This is a genomic window from Paracoccus sp. 22332 (assembly GCF_052045125.1).
GTDB lineage: Bacteria > Pseudomonadota > Alphaproteobacteria > Rhodobacterales > Rhodobacteraceae > Paracoccus > Paracoccus haematequi_A.
The window spans coordinates 23,118-38,101 of record NZ_JBQEOI010000028.1 but is presented as its reverse complement, the minus strand read 5'-3'; the positions used below and the strand labels follow the sequence as shown (position 1 = coordinate 38,101).

The 14,984-nt window shown below is 63.0% G+C and carries 12 protein-coding genes and 1 pseudogene; 2 read left to right on the top strand and 11 right to left on the bottom strand.

Features of this window, described 5'->3' with window-relative positions; all coding sequences use genetic code 11:
• Window positions 1–133 precede the first annotated feature (133 nt).
• The 7 genes and pseudogenes from istB to ACTJI6_RS18375 all read right to left on the bottom strand — a co-directional run bounded on the left by istB (window position 134) and on the right by ACTJI6_RS18375 (window position 7,265).
• Window positions 134–862 carry an IS21-like element helper ATPase IstB gene (istB, locus tag ACTJI6_RS18405; protein WP_028714057.1) on the bottom strand — a complete coding sequence of 243 codons (729 nt, stop codon included), beginning with the start codon at window positions 860–862 and terminating at the stop codon, window positions 134–136.
• A complete protein-coding gene (gene istA / locus ACTJI6_RS18400) occupies window positions 862–2,361 on the bottom strand; it encodes an IS21 family transposase (RefSeq protein WP_440802766.1) in 1,500 nt (499 codons plus the stop codon). Before istA ends, istB begins: the two co-directional genes overlap by 1 nt.
• A 118-nt stretch (window positions 2,362–2,479) precedes the next feature.
• Window positions 2,480–3,981, bottom strand: a pseudogene (tnpC, locus tag ACTJI6_RS18395) (IS66 family transposase); the annotation flags it as partial.
• Window positions 3,982–4,044: 63 nt separating this feature from the next.
• Window positions 4,045–4,377 carry an IS66 family insertion sequence element accessory protein TnpB gene (tnpB, locus tag ACTJI6_RS18390; RefSeq protein WP_440802763.1) on the bottom strand — a complete coding sequence of 111 codons (333 nt, stop codon included), beginning with the start codon at window positions 4,375–4,377 and terminating at the stop codon, window positions 4,045–4,047.
• Window positions 4,378–4,394: 17 nt separating this feature from the next.
• Complete coding sequence (tnpA, locus tag ACTJI6_RS18385) at window positions 4,395–4,844, bottom strand: IS66-like element accessory protein TnpA (protein WP_440802761.1); 450 nt, start codon at window positions 4,842–4,844, stop codon at window positions 4,395–4,397.
• Window positions 4,845–4,916: 72 nt separating this feature from the next.
• Complete coding sequence (locus ACTJI6_RS18380; RefSeq protein ID WP_440802758.1) at window positions 4,917–5,399, bottom strand: recombinase family protein; 483 nt, start codon at window positions 5,397–5,399, stop codon at window positions 4,917–4,919.
• Window positions 5,400–5,705: 306 nt separating this feature from the next.
• The gene (locus ACTJI6_RS18375) at window positions 5,706–7,265 is read right to left on the bottom strand and encodes a 4-hydroxyphenylacetate 3-hydroxylase family protein (RefSeq protein WP_440802757.1); all 1,560 of its coding nucleotides are present in this window, start codon (window positions 7,263–7,265) and stop codon (window positions 5,706–5,708) included.
• 87 nt (window positions 7,266–7,352) lie between these two features.
• Between ACTJI6_RS18375 and ACTJI6_RS18370 the strand changes: the two genes are divergently transcribed.
• The gene (locus ACTJI6_RS18370) at window positions 7,353–7,994 is read left to right on the top strand and encodes a TetR family transcriptional regulator (protein WP_440802755.1); all 642 of its coding nucleotides are present in this window, start codon (window positions 7,353–7,355) and stop codon (window positions 7,992–7,994) included.
• Window positions 7,981–8,514, top strand: a complete 534-nt coding sequence (locus ACTJI6_RS18365; RefSeq protein WP_265502609.1) for an isochorismatase family protein — start codon at window positions 7,981–7,983, stop codon at window positions 8,512–8,514. The genes ACTJI6_RS18370 and ACTJI6_RS18365 overlap by 14 nt, the downstream gene beginning before the upstream one ends.
• A 216-nt stretch (window positions 8,515–8,730) precedes the next feature.
• Here the strand turns inward: ACTJI6_RS18365 and ACTJI6_RS18360 are convergent, their stop codons facing one another.
• The 4 genes from ACTJI6_RS18360 to ACTJI6_RS18345 form a co-directional block, all read right to left on the bottom strand.
• Window positions 8,731–9,309, bottom strand: coding sequence for a recombinase family protein (locus ACTJI6_RS18360; protein WP_440802753.1), 579 nt, complete (start codon window positions 9,307–9,309; stop codon window positions 8,731–8,733).
• A 568-nt stretch (window positions 9,310–9,877) separates the two neighbouring features.
• Window positions 9,878–10,378 (bottom strand): acetone carboxylase subunit gamma, encoded by a 501-nt coding sequence (locus ACTJI6_RS18355; RefSeq protein WP_126156376.1) that lies wholly within the window; start codon window positions 10,376–10,378, stop codon window positions 9,878–9,880.
• A gap of 52 nt (window positions 10,379–10,430) precedes the next feature.
• A complete protein-coding gene (locus ACTJI6_RS18350; protein WP_440802750.1) occupies window positions 10,431–12,740 on the bottom strand; it encodes a hydantoinase B/oxoprolinase family protein in 2,310 nt (769 codons plus the stop codon).
• Window positions 12,741–12,755: 15 nt separating this feature from the next.
• On the bottom strand, window positions 12,756–14,909 hold the full coding sequence (locus tag ACTJI6_RS18345) for a hydantoinase/oxoprolinase family protein (protein ID WP_241232922.1): 2,154 nt from the start codon (window positions 14,907–14,909) through the stop codon (window positions 12,756–12,758).
• Window positions 14,910–14,984 lie beyond the last annotated feature (75 nt).

Genomic DNA, 14,984 nt, shown 5'->3' with positions numbered 1-14,984 from the left:
TGTCAATCGGCATCCAAACGGCCCCCCCGATCGGCGCCCAAAAGTGACCCCTTTGGCGCGCGGTTGAGCAGGCCCGTGGCGGCGTAGCTTTCCAGCTGGCGCAGCCGACGCGGGCCTGCGTTTCGGAGGGGGTTCAGGCTCGGGTTTTGATGCGCCAGCTGTCGTTGCCGGTCTCGACTATATCGCAGTGGTGGGTGAGGCGATCGAGCAGCGCGGTGGTCATCTTCGCGTCCCCGAAGACGGTCGGCCACTCGCCGAATGCGAGGTTGGTGGTGACGATGACGGAAGTCTGCTCGTAGAGCTTGCTGACCAGATGGAACAGCAACTGGCCGCCGGACTGCGCGAATGGGAGGTATCCGAGTTCATCGAGGATGACGAAGTCGAGCCGCATCAGATGTTCTGCAAGCCGGCCCGCCCGTCCAGCACGGGCCTCGGCCTCCAGCCTGTTCACCAGGTCGACGACATTAAAGAACCTGCCCCGGGCACCATTGCGGATGACCGCACGCGCGATCGCCACGGAGATATGGGTCTTGCCGGTCCCCGTTCCGCCAACCAGCACGACATTGCGCTGTTGGCTGAGGAACTCCCCGCTGGCCAGATCACGCACCAAGGTCTCGTTGATCGGGGTGTCATCGAAGGTGAACTCCTCGATCTCCCGGGCATAGGGCAGCTTGGCGGTGGTGATCTGGTATTTGACCGACCGCGCTTTCTTCTCGTTGATCTCGGCGGCCAGAAGATCTCCAACGATCTGGCGGGGTTCATGCTGGCGGCGCACAGCCACCGCCATGAGTTCATCATAAGCGGCGCGCATCCCGTAGAGCTTCAACTCGCCCATTGCGGCCATGATGTCAGCACGATCCATCAGCTGACCCTCCGCAGCAGGTCATAACGGGCGCAGTCCGCCACCGGTTCATAGGTCAGGCGCAAGGCCGGAGAGGTCAGCAGGAGAGGCGGCGGTTCCGGATCGCGCCTGCGAGACAGGATATTGAGGATCACATCGGCGGAGTGAACGCCCTGCGAAAGGGCTTCGGCGCATGCCTTTTGTACCGCAGGCATCCCTTCCGTCAGCACCGCGCCGAGGATCTTCACCATCTGGCGGTCGCCATCAGAGGAACCCTGCAGCTTACGGCGGATCTGTTCGAGCGCTCCGGGAAGAACCCAGTCCTTGAACGGTGCGCCGTTACGCAGCGCTCCGGGTTTGCGAAGCAAAACAGGCACATAATGCCAGGGATTGTAGACCGTCCGGTCCCGGCCGAAGTGACGCGGGTGGTCTCCTACCAGTCGGCCCTCCTGCCGGATCTCGATCCGCTCAGCATAGGCCCTGATCTCGACCTGCCGCCCGACAGCCGTTGCCGCAACCGAGTATTTGTTATTGTCGAAGCGCACGAGACAGGTCTTCGACACCGCCGCAGGCAGCGAATGGAATCCGTCGAAGCGCCCGGCATAAGGAACAAGGTGTGGGCGCTCTTCCTGGAAGACCTGCCAGACGGTTTTGTCCGTCAGCTCCGGATGCTTGCTGCTTCTGGCCGATGCGATGCACTTGTCCAGCAGCCAGGCATTCAGTTCCTCGTAGCTTTTGACCCGGACGCGGGGCGAGAAGAACCGCTGGCGGACCGTACCGACCTGGCTCTCCACCTGGCCTTTCTCCCAACCCGCAGCAGGGGTGCAGGCAACGGGTTCGACCAGATAATGGCTGGCCATCTGCAGGAACCGGCGATTGTAGAGACGTTCCTTGCCGGTGAAGATGGTCTCCACCGCCGTCTTCATGTTGTCGTAGATCCCGCGGGTGCAGGTGCCCTTGAAGAAGGCGAAGGCCCTGTCGTGGGCATCGAACACCATCTCCTGTGTCTCGCGCGGATAGGCCCGCACGAAGAACATCCGGCTGTGACACAAGCGAACATGGGCCACTTTGATGGTGGTCGTCGCCCCAGCAATGACCACAACCTCGTGGCTCCAATCGAACTGATAGGCTTCGCCGGGCGCAAAGCTCAGGGGCACGAAAGCAGAAGATGCGCCCGAACTCTGATTGCGCGCCCAGTTCGAGGCGTAGCGACGCACCGCATCATAACCGCCTTCATAGCCGAGACCGCTCAGCTCTTCGTAGAGCTGTGTCAGGGATTGACGTTCCCGGCTGGCCCGCGCGGCGTTGACCTCCAGCAGTCGGTTGAGCTCCCCCAGCCAGGCACCCAGCTTCGGGCGCGGCTGCACCGTCCGGGTATAGGTGAACTCGGTAATCCCGGTGCGGATCACCTTCCGCACCACCTTCTTCGACAGCTTCAGGTCACGGCAGATCGTCTTGATCCCCTTGCCCTCAGCAAAATGCAGCCGCCTGATCTTTGCGATTGTCTCCACGATCAGCATCCCGTGCTCGGCCTCCGATAATCATCGAAGGCACAATGGACCCAACCCCCGGTCGGTGGGGTCCCTTTTGGACGCCGATCACCCCAGAAGCGGGGTCCTTATTGCAAGCCGTTCAACAGGCGAAGCAGGCCCAACTCCTGCCACCCTCATCATGACCGGCAAAAAGTGCATTTCGGCGATTCATGGCCGGGCTGCGGATGGCATTTTCCACCAGGTTGGAGTCCATGTCGACGCGGCCATCGTCAAGAAACAGCCGAAAGCCGTCCTGACGCTTCAGCATGTAGGTCATCGCCACGCCGAGGTCGGACTTGCGCGAGACGCGCGCGGCCTGGGCTGACAGCCAGGCGAAGAAGGCATCCACCAAGGGACGGGACAGGTCCTGGCGAACCGCCCGGCGCTCATCGGGATCGGCGCCGCGGATGCTGTCCTCGATCTTGTAAAGGGCCGCAATGCGCAGCAGCGCCTCATCGACGATGGGCGAGCCCTTCTTGGGCTTGGCCTTGATCAGCTTGCGCCGTCCATGCGCCCAACAGAAGGCCAGACGCAGTGGCTTGCCGCCTGTGCGTTTCGGCGTGGCCAGATGGGAATAGCCGCCATAAGCATCGACCTGGATCGTGCCGTTGAAGCCCTCAAGGATCTCGGCGCATATTCGCCGTTCCGCCCCGGCCGGTAGTGGAACACCACTCCCGGCGGCGCAGGGCCGTTCCAGCCACGATCATCGCGCAGCACCGCCCAGAGATAGCCGGTTTTCGTCTTGCCGCGCCCCGGATCGAGCACCGGGGCGGTGGTCTCGTCGACATAAAGCCGGGTGCTGTCTGTCATCAGGCGTTTGGCCATATGCTCGACCACAGGAGCGATCAGCGCGCCCGTGCGACCCATCCAATCGGCGAGCACCGAGCGGTCGATCGGCACGCCGTGACGAGCCATCACCATGGCCTGCCGGTTCAGCGGCATGTGCTCGGAATGCTTGGAGACGGCAATCTGCGCCAGAAGCGCCTCGGTGGGCCAGCTGCCCTCCAGCAGATGCGCCGGGGCCTTGGCCTGCACCACGCCCGCACGTCCCTTGGGACAAGCGTATCGGGGGCGCACCGTGACAATGACCTGATAGCGCGCCGGGATGTAATCCAGCCGCTCGGTCCGGTCCTCGCCGATCCGGACCATGTCGCCGCAGCCGCAGGGACAGGCGATGCTGTCGGGTTCGATCACGCGCAGGGCGCGCGGCAGGCCTTCAGGCAGGGCCCGCGCCTTGCGAGGCGCCCGGGGCGTTTTCTTCTCGGGGTCAGGCTCACTGGCCGCGATCCTGTCCTCGACAGCGGCGATCCGGGCCTGCGTCTCGGCGATGGCCGTTTCCAGATCTTCCAGTGCCAGTTCCAGTTGCGCCGGGTCCAGCTTCTCCGACTTCGGCCCGAACTTCGTGCGCCGGTAGTCCTGAACCTGGCCTTCCAGCCGCTCGATCAGCGCTTTCAACTCGGTGATGAAAGCGTCTTTCTCCGCCACCACCGCCTGCTCATGCTGACGCGCCGCACGCTCCACGGAGAGCTCGAACTGGACGGCCCCAAAGGCCTTCACCACCTCGGGCGGCAAGTTCGGAAACAGACTGAGATCGAAGGATTGCGACATGCGCCTTCTTACCCGATCCGGTGCAGAAAGCCTATCAAAACAATGCCAAAGCCGCCTGCTGAGTCACCCTGCCGCAGTCGGCGGAAGCACTTTCGGCGTGCTCATCCCAAGCCACGCCGCGCCTTCGAACAGGGCCTCATATTGCGCTCGTGACAGCTGCATCACCCCGTCCTGAACCCGGGGCCAGCAGAACTTTGAAACTTCCAGAACCTTGTAGATCAGCACCATGCCAGTGCCGTCCCATACCAGGATCTTCAGCCTGTCACCGCGCTTCGAGCGGAACACCACCGTCACACCCGAATACGGATCCAGCTTCAGCTCCGTCTGCTCCATCAGCGCCAAAGCGTTATGCCCGCAGCGGAAATCCACCGGCTTCGTCGCGATCAGGATCGGCAATCTCTGTCCCGCGACGATCATGTTGCACCGCGCAAGGCACGGATCAGGGCCGCGGCCCGCTCGACGGGAACTTCGCTCGGCACACGCAGCACCACATCGTCACCGATCTCGACGCTCATGACACCAGACAAGATCTCGGCTCTCTCCGGCAGCTTCGCCGATCTCGTCGGTTCGGCCGCAATGGCCAAGGGAACAAAGACCGGATCGCCAAGAACCTTGGACGGCAGCGACAGCCCCTCCAGCAGATCAGCCGGAAGCGCAAGAAGCCCCTTGCGAGCCCGGCGCCGCCAATCCGAAAGCTGGTGCGGGACAAGATCATGCCTTGCCGCGACATCAACCACCCGTGCCCCAGGAGCGAGGCTCTCTGCCACGATCCGAGCCTTTACCTCGTCTGGCCACCGCCGGTTTCCGCGCCGAGGCTCAACAACCTCGCACTGACCAACAAAACCTTCCACACTGCCTGCCATATCGCCTCTCCGTCTGCTTCGACGGACAGGTGGCAGAGACCACCCAAGCCAGGAATGCGCAAAATCAATGGGTCAGAGACGGCGCATACGATAGAGCCGCACCGCGAGGTCGCGCTTGTCCTTGTCGAGCACCTGGGGACGCCCGCCCTTGCGGCCGCGGGCACGCGCCGCCGTCAGGCCAGCCTGGGTGCGCTCTCGGATCAGGTTGCGTTCAAACTCTGCCAAAGCGCCGAACAGGTGAAAGGTGAGCTTGCCGGAAGGGGTGTTGGTGTCGATCGACTCCTGCAGGCTCAGCAATCCGACCTTCTGCTCTTCAAGCCAAGTCATCCAGCCGATGAGGTCGCGTAGTGACCGACCGAGACGGTCAAGCCGCCAGACGACCAGGGTGTCACCGGCACGCAGTTGCTCTTTGACCTTTTCGAGACCGGGCCGGGAAGCCTCCGCCCCGGAGGCCGTGTCGGCAATGACCCTCTCGCAACCCGCCGCCAAGAGAGCATCCCTCTGGAGATCCAGGTTCTGCTCGATGGTGGAGACCCGCGCGTAGCCGATCTTCATGGTCGAGGACCAAGTTTGGTAAGGAAAGTCGTCATGAAGAAAGATAATCTGCCTTAGTTTTTCTTACCGAGTAGATTTACTCGGAACTGGCTGGTTCGGCTGTGGATTTCTACGCTAAATGGTACGGTTCTGCTGGCGCTATTTGTCAGCGACCTTGCTTAAAGCCGCAACTGAAAGCCCCCGATCAGGTAAGGTGGCAGGATCGATGCGAGGAGCCCTAAGCTGCCCGTTCATACTTGGTTGCGCGCCGCACGACGGCGTCCTCATCGTGCATTCATCATTGCCTGGGACCAATCTCACCAGAGATCAGACAGACCTTTCCATTGCCAAGGAAGAGGCGGCCGTCCCTGAAGGCGGTGTCAGTTCAGGCGTTTCGCATCCTATTGTGCAGCATCTGCCCGGCTGCTTGCTCACACGCCGCCCGTCGTTGAGGAGGCCACGGTCGAGCAGGCTCTCGACCAGTTCCACCTTCTCCATCACCGGATAGTTGCGCCAGATCTCGCGTTTCATTGCCTCGGGCGAGCCGCCGCCATGGAGCGAGATCACCGAATACCAGCCTCCCTCGTGCGAAACCGTCAGATCCTCGATAAAACGGGCAACCTCTACGCGCTGCTCGAAGGGGATGTCGGCGCGTCCACCCATCACCGCGGCGATCGAGGCGGCGGTCTCGGGGTTGTGGTCCTCGTCCGGTCCTGGCAGCGCGACGATCAGCCCCCCCGAAACATAATGGGCGACGCGGTGCATGTCGTAGATCTTCGTGGCCAGCAGCAGCTTGCCAATGTTGGAAAACACCGCATCCGGCATGACCGACCCGGCCGCATCCTTGGTGCAATAGACCGAAGACGCCACCCCGCAGGCATAGAAGCTTTCGGTAATGGTGATCAGTTCCACCATCTGATCGCGGATATGCCCGTGACGGTCCGCGTCGAGTCCGTTGGCCTCGATCATCAGCGCCCCGGCCCCGATCAGCAGATCGCCGAAGCCCGCTCTCGCACCAATGCAGGAATGGCGGTGATGGGTTGCATAGGAGGTCGTCAGGAAGCCGCCCTCCTCGGTCTCGCCCGCGAGAAACACGCGGTCATGGGGCACGAAGACGTCATCGAAGACCACCATCGCCACGGCCTGGCCGTATTTCGCCGAGAACTTCGCCGCCGCGTTGCCTGGCTGGCCCGCCGGCCGCGAGATGATCGTCACGCCCGGCGCGTCACAGGGAACGGCGCAGCAGACGGCAAAGGCGCTGTCCTCCGGCATGTGCGTGCGACATGGCATGACGAGGAACTCGTGCATGTAGGGCGCGCCTGTCACGATGGCCTTGGTGCCCCGGATGACGATGCCGTCCTTCCGGCGCTCCGTGATGTGGACATAGACATCCGGGTTCACCTGCTTGCCCGGACGCAGGGACCGGTCGCCCTTGGCGTCAGTCATCGCGACCCCTAGCGTCAGGTCGCGGTCCTGAATGTCGTGAAGATAGGCCAGGAACCGCTGGCCGTAGTCGGTGCCATGGTTGGCATCGATCAGGAGCGTTGCCTGCCAGAGTCCGTTCAGCGCATCATGCGTGAGGTAGCGCTGCGCGCAGCCGGAAGTCCTGCAGACCAGCCGCACGGCCTCAAGCTTGTCGAGCAGGTCCTGCGAGGTCTCGTTGATGTGCAGCATCCGGTTGACGGTCTTGCCGGAGGTGCCCTGCCGGGCCGTCATGATGCGCGCGTGCTGTTCCTGCAGGGCGAAGTCGTAGGTGACACCCACACCGGCAATGCCGGGCGCCAGCAGCGGCTCATCGGCGACGCTTTCAACGGCCTGACCGCTGACGAAGACGCGGGGTTTGTAGGCCCGGAGCGAGTCCCGGTAGTCGGCAGCTGACATCAGCATGATGATTCCCTCCGGATTGTTTAAAATATCGAACGCTGTTAGATTAATGAACAGTGTTAGAATATCTGTCAAGGATGATAGGAGGGCATGGTGGCGGAGCGTCAAACCCGGCGGACAGCGGTTAGCGAACACAAGCGCGCGTTGATCCTCGAAGCCGCGCGCCAGGTCTTTGCCGAAGAGGGGCTGGACGGGGCGAGCCTGCGGGCCATCGCGGTCAGGGCCGGATACACGCCCGCTGCGCTCTATTTTCACTTCGACTCCAAGGAGGCGATGTATGCCGAGGTGCTGCATGGCTCGCTAGTGTCCCTGGGTGCTGCGGTCGAGGGAAGCGTCGCCGGGACGAAGACTCCGCAGCAGCACCTAAAGGCCGCTGCCATGGCCTTCTTCCGGTTCTATGCCGAGAACCCGCGGGATCTGGACCTGGGCTTCTACCTGTTTCGCGGCGGCATGAAGCCGGCAGGACTGGGACGCGAGCGTGACGAGCGGCTGAACGCAGCGCTCGAAGCCGCCCTGCGGCCAATTGCCGAGGCCGCTTTGGCACTTGGTGCCTCAGCGGAGCGCGCCAATCTGCTGATGGTGGATTGCTTCGCCCATGCGACGGGGCTTCTGCTGCTGCTCCATACCGGCCGCATCCGCATGTTCGGAGCCTCGGCGCCCGAGTTGATGGAGGCTTACGTCGATGAGCGCGTCGAGCGGCTTGTGGAAGGACAGGACCATGATGACCATTGATCCCGCACGCTCCCTACTTCTCGTCATCGACTTCCAAGTGCGCCTGATGCCTGCGATCCATGAGGGCGAGCTGGCGGTCCGCAATGCGCGGCGGCTGACCGACGCTGCAGCGCTGATGGGCATCCCGTGCCTCTTCACCGAACAGAACGCCAAGGGTCTCGGCCCGACGGTCGACGATCTGATGGTCCCGCAGGATCGACTGGTTCACAAGCAGTTCTTCGATGCCTGCCGCGAGGAGGGCTTTCTCGCTCGCATCCCCGCAGACGCCCATGTCGTCGTCCTCGGATGCGAGGCACATGTCTGTGCTCTACAGACGGTGCTGGGCTTGCTCGCGGCCTCACGGAAGACCTGGGTGGTGCGCGACGCGCTCGGCTCGCGCCATCCCGAGAATAAGGAGACTGCTCTGCGCCGTATGGAGCGCCACGGCGCCGAGATCGTCACGACCGAGATGGTGGTCTTTGAATGGCTGCAGAGCGCCGGCAACCCGCAGTTCCGGCAGTCCGTGGCATTGATCAAGTGACTGAACTGTATAGAAAAAAACCGAGTAGAGCGTCGGGGCTGGGTCAAGGCACCGCATTATCAGCGCTGCCAAGGCAAACGGGATGCCGCATTAAGTGTGTGGATTGCCAATGCTGACATATTCATTTGGCAGGCGCAGCGAACGTCCGCTTCGTCCAGCATCCCAGTCGTTGCGCCTTGCTCTTTGGATGACCGCTTCCACGCGCAGGTGCCCAAGCTATCGGTTTGTATCGTTTTTCGGTTCGCCATTTCTCAGGGCAGCGTACAAAGCGGACTTGCCGACTTTCACGCGTGCGGCGGCCTCGCGGACGGTGAGGCCGGTCGCAATTAGATGGCGGGCACGTGCGACCCTTTCCGGCGTGGCGGCCATCGGCCGGCCCCCCTTTCGCCCCCTTGCTGCTGCCGCCGTGAGCCCTGCGTTCGTCCGTTCACGGATCAGATCGCGCTCGAACTGACCAAGGGCGCCGAAAATGTGGAAGACGAGCCGCCCGGTGGGGGTCATGGTGTCGATGTTCTCGGTCAGCGACCGGAACCCCACGCCGCGATCTTCCAGGTCCGCGACGGTCTGAAGCAGATGCGTCATAGACCGGCCGAGGCGGTCGAGTTTCCAGACCACGAGAATGTCGCCCTCCCGCAGGAACGATAGAGCCGCGTTGAGCCCGGGGCGCTCGGTCCTGGCGCCTGATACTCCGCGATCCTCGAAAGTGCGGGTTGCTCCGGCAGCATGGAGAGCGTCGAGCTGAAGGGCGAGATCCTGTTCGGCGGTTGAGACGCGGGCGTAGCCAATGAGGGACATGGGTCTCCGGCGGAAAACTGTGCGCCGGGGCATCCGACACACTCCATTTGTCCGCAAAGCCGTCCAGAAATCAAGTTGTCCATTTACCCATTGTTGTGATGATTTTCGGACAGGTTCCATGATCTTCCAGAAAACGGACGTTTTTCGGAATTCACATGAGCAACGTGCTGAACGATAGGGGATCCTCAATCGTTTCACGGCGCTCGGTATCCCCGTGACACAGCCCGTCGGCTGACATCAGGCAGGGAAAGGGGACCTCCGGCCTTCAGACACTTCGTGCAACAGCGCCGGTTTCGGTGCATTCACACTTGGAGCATCGATATCTCCGCACTGCGCAATCAGGCGGCAGCACGGAGAAAATTCCCGCGCTGTCTCGGCCCCACGCGTCCTCGATGTCTCCGGAAAAGCTTCACGGAAATACTCGATTTGCTCTGCATCAAGCATTTGCCTCAGGTCACCCTTAGCAGCGGTTCGGTGCAAATTTGGCGCACCGCCCCGTGCATCTCGCCGCGTTCTCTTGGAAAAGGCCGGAACGCCGCGAACGGCGTTCCAGCTTGTCGGACCGATCTCAGGCGCGCTCGGGAACGGGCAGGCCCAGCCATTCCGTGTAGAAGGCATCGATGTCGGGTTCGAAGTCGTGGATCACCGGATACCAGGGGGTCGGCGCCTCGACATCGAGAAGGTCGCCGGATTTAGGGCAGTAGTATTCGCGGATCACCTGCCAGTCGGTCGAGGGGGCCATCAGGCGGGGGTAAAGCTCCTCCATCTCCTGGGGCGTCTCGCGCACGCGCATGACCGCATGCAGCTTCCAGTTCTCGCGCCAGTCGCAGAACTCGTGACCGGCATGGGACTTGACGACCCATTTCCTGTCCGAGGCGCGCTGCACGATATACAGCTTCGGTCCCAGCGGCAGGATGATCTTGTCGTCCCACGGCACCTGCTCCTGCAGGATGTCCAGGTAGATCTCGAACCGCTCCTTGTCCTTGGGGGTCGAGAGCATCGTGTGCAGCGTGTCGCGGTCGATCTTGCCGTCGACCAGGTCCTTGATCTTGGCTTTCGTGTAGGCCATTTCGCGTCTCCTGTTGGGTGGGGGGCACCGGGCCGGCCGGTGCCCGGAAGGCTCATTCGTCGACGAACTGGACGGTCTTCACGTCCGGCAGCTCGCTGATGTCCATGGAATATTCGCGCCCGTAGGACGGGATCGGCAGGTCCGCCTCCATCAGCGCCCAATCCCCGGGCAGGTCCCAGAACTTGCGGAAGCTTTCCTCGAACTTCGGCCCCAGCTTGAAGGACGCCGCGAACATCTGCTGGACATGGACGCCCGCGTCCTTGTCTAGGATGCGCTGACGCTCGCCCTTCATCCATTCCCGTGTAGGGACGGCCTTTTCCAGCCGCTCCTTGCGGATCGTCGCGCGCAGGGCCTCGGTGCCGGCCTCGTCAACCGCGAACTGGCCGTCCTTGCCGCGCGCCAGCTTCACCCCGTAGACGCTGGCGGCGAAGCGTTCCAGCAGGTAGCCGCCGTTTACGTCCCGCGCGACCGATTCCGCCTCGCGGTCCAGCGGATCGCCGAAGCCGGGGCCGCCGCGCATGTAGTTCAGGTAGAGGTCATAGTCCTTGAACATCGCCTCGGTGGTGATGGCCTGCTTGTCGCGCTTGATCAGCGCGTCGGGCAACATCGCGTCCCAGGTCGGGTTCTCGGGGTCGGTGTCGCCGCCATGGGGGATCGGGCCGCCGTTGGCGATGATCTCCTTCAGGCCGGTGTCATGCGCCTCGAAGCGATAGCCCGAGGCCGCCGGATAGCCGCCCATCAGCCCCCAGTCCGAGGAGATATGGCCGTTGCCCATGAAGAACATTGTCCAGTCCTTGGCGTTCCAGACCATGCGCAGCGATTCAAAGCCGCAGCCGCCGCGATACTTGCCCGCGCCGCCCGAGGAGGCCTTGATCTGGCGGCCCAGGTAGACCAGCGGCTCGGCCAGTTCCCAGATCTCCATGTCGCCCATGTCGCCTTCCGGGTTCCAGATGGCGGCGGCATGGCTGATCCCGTCCTTGATCGCGGAGGCGCCGACGCCATTGGCCGCGCATTCGAACGAGTTGACGGCGTGGATCTCGTCAAACTGGTTGAACCCGCCGCCCTGCAGCCAGTTCGAGGTGTTCGCGTTGCCGGCGTTCACCTCCTCCAGGTAGCCGCGGCCGAAATAGGACCGGGAAAGTCCCCGCCACAGCGCCGTCCAGGAACTGACGAGGAAGTGCCAGCTGTAGCTGAAGGCGACGCGGCGATCGTTGGGGTTCATCCAGGTGCCTTTGGGCAACCGGAACTCGGTCCCATAGGCGGCGCCGTCATTGATCATCTCGGTCGGGATCAGCGATTGCGTCATCATCACCCAGATACCGGAGGTGAAGCTGACCGCATGGGCGTTGTAGGTATGCCAGCCCCAGCGGGACGACTCCTCGAAGTCCAGTCGCCATGTGCCGTCCGGCCGGATCGTGATCTCGGACGGTGTGTGCATGATCGTGTCCACCTTGGCGAAGTCCGAGGGAACACGGACATCGTCATGGGCGTAGGGCACGTCCACGAAGCCGACCTGCCGGTACTTGCCCGGAATGGTCATCGCCTTGATGCGGGCCTGCAGGCCGACGCGGCCGTGTTCGATCGCTTCATAGGCGAATTTCCAGTAGTTCTCGATCCCCTCATCGGCGATCACCTGCTCGACGAGATCACGGATCATGTGGCAGCCGGCGATGCGCGTGCGCTCGTCCAGCATCCAGTAGCGCGTGGTGCGCACAGAGCGCTGGCTTTCATGCAGCCAGTCGCGCATCAGCGTGTCGTTCTGGCCGATCTTGCGGCAGGTGATCTGATAGCCGTCACCGAAACGCTGGATCTGCCCCGTGGACATCGAGCCCGGCCCGACCGACCCGGTGTCGATCACATGGGTCACGCCGCCGACCCAGCCGATCAACTTGCCCTCGTGGAAGATCGGCACGATCGTGTGGATGTCGCAGGTATGGACGTTGCCGATCAGGCTGTCGTTGTTGCAGAAGATATCCTTGTCATTGATGCCCGGGTTCGATTCCCAGTCGTTCTCGATCATGTACTTGATCGCTGCACCCATGGTGCCGACATGGATGATGATCCCGGTCGAGGTCAGGATCGCGTCCCCTGCCGCGTTGTAAAGCGTGAAGCAGAGTTCGCCTTCCTGCTCGACGATGGGGCTGGCCGCGATCTTCTTGGCGGTTTCGCGGGCATCCACGACCCCGGCCCGAAGACGCGAGAACAGCTTGTTATACATGATGGGCTGGCTGTCGCGCAGTTCCATCTTCTTGATGCCGCCGTAATGACCGGTGCGCTTGGTGGCATCCATCAGCCGGTCGCGGTGCTGTTTCAGGGTTTCGCCACCACGGACGATGCCCTCGACCTTTGCTTGCATATTCATCTGATCTTCCTCCCCTCAGACTTCTTTCAGGTGGAACAGGCGGTGGCCGTCCAGGAATGTCTCGAAACCGCCGGGCACGACAAAGGTGGTCGCGTCGGATTCGATGATCGCAGGCCCCGTGATGCGGTTGCCGGGTTGCAGCGTCTCCATCTGGTAGAGCGTCGCGTCCACCCATTTCTTGTGGCGGTAGAACTTGCGGGTTCCCAGCCGGGCTTCTTCGGGCGGGGTCTCCGGTCCGAGCTCTTCCTTCGGGATCTTCGGCTTCGGGATCGGCACGGTGCCCCGCATGATCGCGCCGGTCACCGAATAGCCGAGTTCCGGCGAACGGGCCGAAGCGGCGTAGACACGGCCGTAGGTCTCGTTGAAGGCGTCGACCAGCTGGTCCCAATCTTCGGCGGTGTGGGCCGCCTGAACGGGGGAATCGATTTCCAAGTCGTTCAGCTGACCGCGATACTGCATGCGGAAGCCCGGCTGCAGCGTCACCTTGTCGGCGGAATAGCCGTTGATCTGGAACTCCTCCAGAACCCGCTCTTTCAGCTCCTCCCAGGCGCCCTGCAGGACTTTGGCCTGCTCGGCTTTCTGCCCGGCTTCGGCATCGACCGCGATGTTGATGTCCAGCGACTTGTCGTAGCGGTACTCGAAGTCCGCCGCTGCGCAGCCGAAGGCCGAGAAGCCTGCGGCCCATGCGGGGACGATCACGTCCTCGAAGCCCAGACCTTCGGTATAGCCGTAGGTATGGACCGGACCCGCGCCGCCATAACTGAAGCAGACGAAGTTGCCCGGCGTCGAACCCTTGCCCGAGATCATCGAGCGCAGATAGTCGCGCAGCTCGCTGTCCAGCAGTTCGATCACGCCCGCAGCGGCATCCTCGACCGACAGGCCGAGCGGGTCCGCGATCTGCTCCTTCATCGCCTTGACCGCCCGGTCACGGTCCAGCTTGATCTGGCCGCCCAGAAAGTTGTCGGGGTTCAGGTAGCCCAAAATGACGTGGCAGTCGGAAATCGTGACGGTCTCGATTCCCGAATCCGCCCAGCAGACGCCGACGCGATAGCCCGCGCTGTCCGGCCCCAGCTTGATCGCCTTGGTATAGGGATCCAGCCGGATGAAGCTGCCGGCGCCCGCACCGACCGAGTCCATCGCCACCAGCGGCAGCGACAGCACCAGCCGCGCCATGTCGGGGTCGTTGCGGATGGTCAGTTCGCCCTGGGTGATCAGCGCCACGTCGAAAGAGGTTCCGCCGATGTCCGAACAGGCGATGTTCTTGTAGCCCAGCACCTCGCCCAGATACTTGGCGCCGATCACGCCGCCGATCGGGCCGGAGGAGATGGTGCGTGCCAGTTCCTTGGCCTTCCACGAGATCGTGCCGCCATGCGTCGCCATCACGCGGAAGTCGAACTTGGACCCGTTCTCCTTGAAGGCGGTCGAGATCTTGTTCAGCGTCTGGCGCGACGGCTCGGCCGCATAGGCTTCCAGGATCGTCGTGTTGGTGCGATGGGTTTCCTTGCGGACCGGGTAGTAGTCGGTCGAGGCGAAGACGGGGATCGTCTTGCCCGCGGCCTCGATCTCCTCCATCACGATGTCGCGGACGCGCCGCTCGTGCGCCGGGTTCTTGTAGCTGTGCAGCAGTGAGATCACGATCCCGTCCACGTCCTGCGCGATCAGGTCGCGGGCGGCGCGGCGGGCGTCTTCCTCGCGCAGCGGGATGACCACGGTGCCGAACATGTCGATCCGCTCCATCACGCCGCGGGTTCGGTCACGCGGGACGAGCGGCTCGTCGTAGTAGTGGGTGTTCAGGTGGATGCGGTCTTCATAGGCAAAGCCCAGATAGGCCTGGATGGCGCGGCCCATGCGGTGGAAATCCTCCATCCCCGCATTGACGATCAGCCCGCATTTAAGCCCCTTGCGCTGCACCACGCGGTTCAGCATCGCGGTGCCCGAATAGACGCCCGTCTGGATCGAGCCGAGCGCGTCCTCCAGCGACAGGCCCCAGTGCTCCAGCCCCTCGCGGCTGGATTCGATGAGGCCGAGCGCCTCGTTCTCGGGGGTCGACTGGGCCTTGCCGACGACGAAGTCGCCATCGCTGTCGACAAAGAAGGTGTCCGTCATCGTGCCGCCGGCATCAATGCCCAGCACCTGCACGGTCCGGTTGCTCTTGTGGTCCAAAGCCAATGTGAGGTCCTCCCTTTCCTCGGGGCGGCGCAGGGCCGCCCGGTAAGGTCAGAGTGGAATCATCGCGGTCGGCCC